Consider the following 7,009-nt stretch of genomic DNA (forward strand, 5'->3'; position numbering starts at 1 on the left):
CGCGAAAGCGGTGGGCCAGTGAAACACCTGTCGATTGGCACTCCGCTTTCGCGAGCAGGCTCGCTCCCACAGGAGGATTCGTGGTGTATTCGAGGTGTAAAAAAGCCCCGGCGATTGCTCGTCGGGGCTGTGGATATTTCGGCAGCGTGTCAGTGCCCGCCGAGATAGGCGTTACGCACTTCCTCGTTGACCAGCAGCTCCTTGCCGGTGCCCGTGATGCGGATCTCGCCGTTGACCATCACGTATGCCCGGTCCGACAGCTTCAACGCGTGGTTGGCGTTCTGCTCGACCAGGAAGATGGTCATGCCGGTACTCGCCAGTTCCCGCAGGGTCGCGAAGATCTGTTTCACCACGATCGGCGCCAGTCCAAGGCTCGGTTCATCAAGCAACAGCAGCTTGGGCCGACTCATCAACGCACGAGCGATGGCGAGCATCTGTTGCTCACCGCCGGACATGGTCATGGCCCGCTGGTTACGGCGCTCCTTGAGCCGTGGAAACAACTCGAACATGCGTTGCATGTCCTCGGAAGCGTACTTGTCACCGATAGGGATGGTGCCCATCAGCAGGTTTTCCTCGACGGTCATGTCGGGGAACACCCGTCGGCCTTCAGGCGACTGAGCGATGCCGTTGGACGCGATGTAGTGCGACGACTTGTGGGTGATGTCCACGCCCTGATAAATGATCTGCCCGCTAGCCGCTCGCGGCTGGCCGAAGATCGACATCAGCAAGGTCGATTTACCGGCGCCGTTGGAGCCGATCAGGCTGACGGTTTCACCTTCTTCGATATGCAGCGAGACTTTTTTCAGAGCCTGGATCGGCCCGTAAAACACATCCAGATCCTTGAGTTCGAGGATGGGTTGACTCATAGCACCACTTCCTCTTCATCAGCGCCCAGATAGGCCGCAATCACTTTCGGGTCGTTGCGAATCGCTTCAGGTCCGCCCTCGGCGATGACGATGCCGTGGTCCAGCACCACGATGTGGTCGGAAATGCTCATTACCATGCCCATGTCGTGTTCGATCAGCACCACGGTCAGATCGTGTTCGTCGCGCAGCAAACGGATCATCGCGCTCAGCGCTTCGGTTTCCTGAGGGTTGAGGCCGGCCGCCGGTTCGTCGAGGCAGATGATCTGCGGCCGGGTGCACATGGCCCGGGCGATTTCCAGGCGGCGCTGTTGGCCGTAGGACAGTTCACCGGCCAGACGGTTGGCGCAGTCCACCAGGTCCACGACTTCCAGCCAGTAGAAGGCGTGGTCCAGCGCGTCGCTTTCGGCCTTGCGGTAGCCCTTGGTATTGAGGATGCCGGCCAACATGTTGCGGTTGACCCACATGTGCTGGGCTACCAGCAGGTTTTCAAGTACCGACATTTCCTTGAACAGGCGAATGTTCTGGAAGGTGCGCGCCAGCCCGGCACGGTTCACCAGGTGGGTGCCGCCGAACATTTTGTAGCGCATCCGGGTGATGAAGCTTTTCGGCGAAACGAAATCCGTGGCTTTGAACGATTCGCCTAACAGCTGGATGACATCGGTGCGTTCACCGCGGGTATTGAGTTCGATCTTGCCACCGGAGGCCTTGTAGAAACCGGTCAGGCAGTTGAACACGGTGGTCTTGCCGGCGCCGTTGGGGCCGATCAGGGCAAAGATCGAGTTGCGATGCACCTTGAGGCTGACATCGCTCAACGCCTTGATGCCGCCGAAGTGCATCATCAGCTTCTCGACCGAGAGTACGACTTCGCTCATGGCGCTACTCCTTTACGCGGCGTCACACCGGTACGGCTGATCCGAATCAGGCCGCGCGGTCGCCAGATCATCATCAACACCATCAACACGCCGAACAGCAGCACGCGATATTCCGCAAAGCCGCGCAGCAGTTCCGGGGCAACGGTCAGCACGAAGGCTGCAATCACCACGCCGATGGTCGACCCCATACCGCCGAGGACCACGATGGCGAGGATCAGCGCCGATTCGAAAAAGGTGAACGAGGTCGGGTTGACGAAGCCTTGATACGTGGCGAAGAACACCCCGGCCAGGCCGGCCGTCGAGGCACCGATGGTGAACGCCGAGAGCTTGACCAGTACGTGGTTCAGGCCCATGGAGCGGCAGGCGATTTCGTCTTCACGCAAGGCTTCCCAAGCGCGGCCGACTGGCATCTTGACCAGACGATGCTTGATGTACAGCACGGCCAGCACCACCAGGAACAACACCGCATAGATGAAGTAATACTTCACGTCCGGGTTATAGGCGATGCCGAAGAACTCATGGAACGGGACGCCCCCCTCCTTCGCGCGCTTGCCGAACTCGAGGCCGAAGAAGGTTGGCAACGGAGCCGCCATGCCATTCGGGCCGCCGGTCAGGGACAACCAGTTGTTGAGGATCAGGCGAATGATTTCACCGAATCCCAGGGTCACGATCGCCAGGTAGTCACCGTGCAATCGCAGCACCGGGAACCCGAGGATGCAACCGGCAAGGCCCGCGGTGATGGCCGCCAGCGGCAGCACCGTCCAGAAACCCAGGCCGAGGTATTGATAACCCAGCGCCAGGCCGTAGGCACCGATGGCGTAGAACGCCACGTAACCCAGATCGAGCAGGCCGGCCAGGCCGACCACGATGTTCAGGCCCAGGCCGAGCAATACGTAGATCAACCCGAGAATGACCACGCCCAGCAGGTAGGAGTTGGAGAAGAACGGGAACACCACGGCAACGAGGATCACCAGCGGGATGATCCAGCGCAGGCGGGATTTGTAATCAGGCGGCAGTACATGAACCCCGGAACCAGTGCTTTCAAAGCCTTCAAGGATTTTCAGACCCTTGGGCGTTTGCAGGAACAGGCTCAGGGCAAACCGGCCAGCCATGACGATGGCGACAATCCAGGCCACCCGGGTCGTTTCCAGATTGAAGCCGTAGCCGTCGAGGACCACGCCGACAATCGGGCCGAACACAATCAGGGCGACAAGGCCGGCAAGAATCGCGTCAACCAGGCTTCTTTTGAGATCAATGGTTTTTTTAGTGGTTGAAGACATCGCTTACACCTTCGACACAAGAGGACGGCCGAGCAGGCCTTGGGGCCGAAAGACCAGAACGAGAACGAGCAGCGAGAAGCTGAAAACGTCTTTGTAGTCCGAGTTGACCAAACCTGAGAACAGCGACTCGGAGATCCCGAGAATGATCCCGCCAAGCATCGCACCAGGCAGCGAGCCGATGCCGCCAAGTACCGCAGCCGTGAACGCCTTGATGCCGATGATGAAGCCGGCATAGAAGTCGAACGTGCCGTAGTTCATGGTGATCAGCACGCCGGCCAGGGCCGCCATCGCTGCACCGATGATGAACACATAGGAAATCACGCGGTCGGTGTTGATCCCCAGGATCGAGGCCATCTTGCGGTCTTGCTGGGTGGCGCGGCACATGCGGCCGAGCTTGGTGTACTTGATGATGTAGGTCAGCAGGGCCATGCCGGCGAATGCGGCGATCAGGATAAACACCTTGGTGTAGGTCAACTGCACGAAGCCGGTGCCGATTTCGACGCGCCAGGCCCCCGTCAACAAGGTCGGAACGCCCTGTTGCTTGGCACCTTGGGCGATCTGGGCATAGTTTTGCAGGATCAGCGAAATCCCGATGGCGCTGATCAGCGGTGCCAGTCGGGTGGAGTTGCGCAGGGGCTTGTAGGCGACGCGCTCGATGACCCAGCCATACACCGCCGTGACCACGATGGTGAAGATCAAGGTGCCGAGCATCAACAGCGGGAAGGATTCAATACCGAAGTACGCCAGCAGAGCCAGACTGATTGCCGCGAGGTAAGCGGAAATCATGTAAACCTCGCCGTGGGCGAAGTTGATCATGCCAATGATGCCATAGACCATTGTGTAGCCGATGGCGATCAGGCCATAGACCGACCCGAGGGTCAGGCCGTTGACCAGTTGCTGCAGGAAAATACCATCCATAACGCAATCTCACGCATTTGAGAGACTGCACAGAAGCCGGGTGCAACGGACCGGGGTTCAGCCGCCGGGGCAACACGGTTGTGTGCAGCTCTACGAGAAAAGACAGGTACTGCACGGACATGTTCATAGACTGCCCGGTGCAACAGGCACCGGGCAGATCAGGTCATATCACTTCTGTTTTTCCAGCTGGTGGTATTTGCCGTCCTTGTCCCACTCGTAAACGACGTAGTCGGAGACTTTCAGGTCGCCCTTGGCGTCCCAGGTCTTCTCGCCCATCACGGTTTTGACCGGGTTTTTCTTCAGCCACTCGGCGGCTTTCTCGCCACTGTTGGACTTGGCGCCGTTGAAAGCTGCGGCCAGGGTCTGGACCGAAGCGTAGGCGTACAGGGTGTAGCCTTCAGGCTCGGTGCCTTTCTTGCGGAACTCGTCCACCACGGTTTTGCTGTCTGGCAGCAGGCGTGGGTCGGCGCCGAAGGTCATCAGTACGCCGTCAACGAATTGCGGACCGCCAGCAGTGGTGACCAGTTCGTCGGTCACGATGCCGTCATCGGACATGAACTTGACGTCTTTGAGGCCTTGCTCACGCAGTTGACGGACCAGAGGACCGGCTTCCGGGTGCAGACCGCCGAAGTAGACGACATCGGCGCCAGCGCCGCGGATCTTGGTGACGATGGTGCTGAAGTCTTTCTCGCCACGGGTCAGGCCTTCATACAGCACAGGCTTCACGCCGCGTTTTTCCAGTTGGGCCTTGGTAGCGTCCGCCAGGCCTTGGCCGTAGGTGTCCTTGTCGTGCAGGACAACGACTTTCTTGCCCTTGAGCACGTCGACGATGTAGTCACCGGCCACGATGCCTTGCTGATCGTCACGCCCGCACATACGGAACATGGCACTCAGGCCGCGTTCGGTAACCGCTGGGTTGGTGGAACCCGGAGTGATTGCAATGATGCCCGCTTCGTCGTAGATCTCAGAGGCCGGGATGGTCGACGAGGAGCAGAAGTGACCGACTACGCCGGCGACTTTCTGGTTGGTCAGGTCCTTGGCGACCGTCACAGCCTGTTTCGGTTCGCAGGCGTCATCGCCCTTCACCAGTACGATTTTTTCCCCGTTAACGCCGCCCGCCGCGTTGACCGCGTCGGCTGCAGCCTGTGCACCCTTCATGTACTGCTCGCCAAATGCCGCGTTGGCACCTGTCATCGGACCCGCCACACCGATTTTCACATCAGCCTGTGCAAACGCAGAAACACCCAACGCAGTTGCCACTGCGAGGGCCAGAAAGCCTTTCTTGTAAAACGTCTGGGACATGAGGTGGTGCTCCAAGGTTTTTTTTAGTTGGCACTGCGACTTCTCTGAATGCTCAGAGCAAGGGCCGTGCCATCGGTTTTTTATTCTGAAAAAAGTCGCTGCTTTATTGTTATTTCGACTGTTTCGATCCCATTTTCATTGGGCGTGCAACCGTCTAAACCGCAGAAGGTGAAACCATTTATTTTTAAAGGCGCAACCCTCGTGCGCCATCATTGCAACCGCGGCGCCAAACGACGTGCAACCAGCCTGTAACAACGTGCGTCACCGAAGTGCACACTGCTGGTGCGGAACTGCTACAACCCGCACCTTTTACAGGCTAGTCGCTGCGCGAAAAAGCGCCGCTCCCAGCAACAAATTTCAACAATCAAATAACGATCCGCAAGCACTGGCCTGCGTGATACAGCGAGAAACCGGCCTCGTACAAACAACTGCGCAAACCCACCCCGGCCAATGGCTGCATGGGGGCAAAGGGAATGGGTAGCGCCTCAGGATTTCCGTTACACAGATAATCGGCAAAGGCTTTGCCGACCACCGTCCCCGTTGTCACGCCCCGGCCGTTGTAACCGGTGACTGCCACTAAACCGGGCGCCGGCTCGAACAAACGCATCAAATGGTCCGGGGTAAACGCGATGCAACCGGTCCAGGTGCATTCCCATTCCACGGGTTTGAGGTAGGGGAAATAGTGCTGCTGCACCCGATCGGCCCAGGCCTTGAGGAACCAGGCCGGTTTCTGATTGCCGTTACCGAGGCTGCCCAGCAACAGACGGCCGTCTTTGTCGCGACGAATACTGCTCAGTACCTGGCGCGTGTCCCAGGAACCCTGCCCGCCGGGCAGAATTTGCTGCGCGGCGTCTTCGGTCAGCGGGACTGACGCCACTTGATAGTAATAACCGGGGAAGAAATTGCGCCGCAACTCCGTCCAGTCACCTTCGGTATAAGCGTTGGAGGCGATGACCACTTGCTCGGCGAGCACTGATCCCTGAGCGGTTTGCACCGACCAGCGTTGGCCCTGACGTTCGAGTCGGGTCACCGGAGAATGATCGAACAGTTGGCCCCCGAGGCTGATGGCCGCTTTGGCCAGCCCCGTGGTGTAAGCCATCGGATTGATCGTGCCGGCACGCTTGTCGAGCAGCGCGGCAGCAATCTTTTTGGTACCCGTCGCTTGTTCGCAGGATTGCCCGGTCAGCAGTTCGACCGGTGCTCCGCGACGTTTCCATTGTTCTTCGCGACTGCGCAGATCGGCTTCGCCACGGGCGTTGTGCGCCATGTGCAGCGTGCCTTCGCGGCGTAACTGGCAATCGATGTTGTATTTGTCGACCAGGCTGAACACCAGCGATGGCGCTGCACCCAGCATGCGATTGAGCTGACTGCCCACCGCTTCGCCGAACCCGGCTTCGATCTCGTCCGGTGGAATCCACATCCCGGCGTTGACCAGACCGACGTTGCGCCCCGAACCGCCGTGACCGGCGCGATGGGCTTCGAGCACGCAGACCTTTTTACCTTTTTCAAGTAGATGCACCGCCGCCGACAGGCCGGTGAAACCGGCGCCAATGACGCAGACATCGACGGTAACTTCGCCCTTGAGCGCGGCATTGTCGGGCCTTTGCGGCGTCAGTTTTTCCCACAGACACTCTTCGCGTAACGGCATTGCCAGACTCCAACAGAAACCTAACCAACACACAGTTCAAAATGTAGGAGTGAGCCTGCTCGCGATAGCGATTTAACATTCAACATCTATGTTGACTGATAGACCGCAATCGCGAGCAGGCTC

At 59.0% G+C, this 7,009-nt stretch carries 6 protein-coding genes; all 6 read right to left on the reverse strand.

Going from position 1 to position 7,009, the window contains the following annotated elements:
- Positions 1-149: 149 nt before the first annotated feature.
- Entirely contained in the window at positions 150-866 is a 717-nt protein-coding gene (locus QMX98_RS30610) for an ABC transporter ATP-binding protein (RefSeq protein ID WP_077748934.1), read from the reverse strand.
- The gene (locus tag QMX98_RS30615) at positions 863-1,738 is read right to left on the reverse strand and encodes an ATP-binding cassette domain-containing protein (RefSeq protein WP_109627727.1); all 876 of its coding nucleotides are present in this window, start codon (positions 1,736-1,738) and stop codon (positions 863-865) included. The genes QMX98_RS30610 and QMX98_RS30615 overlap by 4 nt, the downstream gene beginning before the upstream one ends.
- Entirely contained in the window at positions 1,735-3,018 is a 1,284-nt protein-coding gene (gene livM / locus QMX98_RS30620; protein WP_010464149.1) for a high-affinity branched-chain amino acid ABC transporter permease LivM, read from the reverse strand. Before livM ends, QMX98_RS30615 begins: the two co-directional genes overlap by 4 nt.
- Before the next feature lie 3 nt (positions 3,019-3,021).
- A complete protein-coding gene (locus QMX98_RS30625) occupies positions 3,022-3,936 on the reverse strand; it encodes a branched-chain amino acid ABC transporter permease (RefSeq protein ID WP_010464150.1) in 915 nt (304 codons plus the stop codon).
- A 168-nt stretch (positions 3,937-4,104) separates the two neighbouring features.
- Positions 4,105-5,238, reverse strand: coding sequence for an ABC transporter substrate-binding protein (locus QMX98_RS30630; RefSeq protein WP_010464151.1), 1,134 nt, complete (start codon positions 5,236-5,238; stop codon positions 4,105-4,107).
- A gap of 364 nt (positions 5,239-5,602) precedes the next feature.
- The gene (locus QMX98_RS30635) at positions 5,603-6,886 is read right to left on the reverse strand and encodes an FAD-binding oxidoreductase (protein ID WP_010464152.1); all 1,284 of its coding nucleotides are present in this window, start codon (positions 6,884-6,886) and stop codon (positions 5,603-5,605) included.
- Positions 6,887-7,009: the final 123 nt, after the last annotated feature.

It is taken from the genome of Pseudomonas sp. PS02303, assembly GCF_029959925.1.
GTDB classification, from domain to species: Bacteria; Pseudomonadota; Gammaproteobacteria; order Pseudomonadales; family Pseudomonadaceae; genus Aquipseudomonas; species Aquipseudomonas mandelii.

Coding starts and splice junctions, on each gene's coding strand:
- QMX98_RS30610 (WP_077748934.1), bottom strand. CDS start 866: ATGAGTCAACCCATCCTCGAACTCAAGGATCTGGATGTGTTTTACGGG.
- QMX98_RS30615 (WP_109627727.1), bottom strand. CDS start 1,738: ATGAGCGAAGTCGTACTCTCGGTCGAGAAGCTGATGATGCACTTCGGC.
- livM (WP_010464149.1), bottom strand. CDS start 3,018: ATGTCTTCAACCACTAAAAAAACCATTGATCTCAAAAGAAGCCTGGTT.
- QMX98_RS30625 (WP_010464150.1), bottom strand. CDS start 3,936: ATGGATGGTATTTTCCTGCAGCAACTGGTCAACGGCCTGACCCTCGGG.
- QMX98_RS30630 (WP_010464151.1), bottom strand. CDS start 5,238: ATGTCCCAGACGTTTTACAAGAAAGGCTTTCTGGCCCTCGCAGTGGCA.
- QMX98_RS30635 (WP_010464152.1), bottom strand. CDS start 6,886: ATGCCGTTACGCGAAGAGTGTCTGTGGGAAAAACTGACGCCGCAAAGG.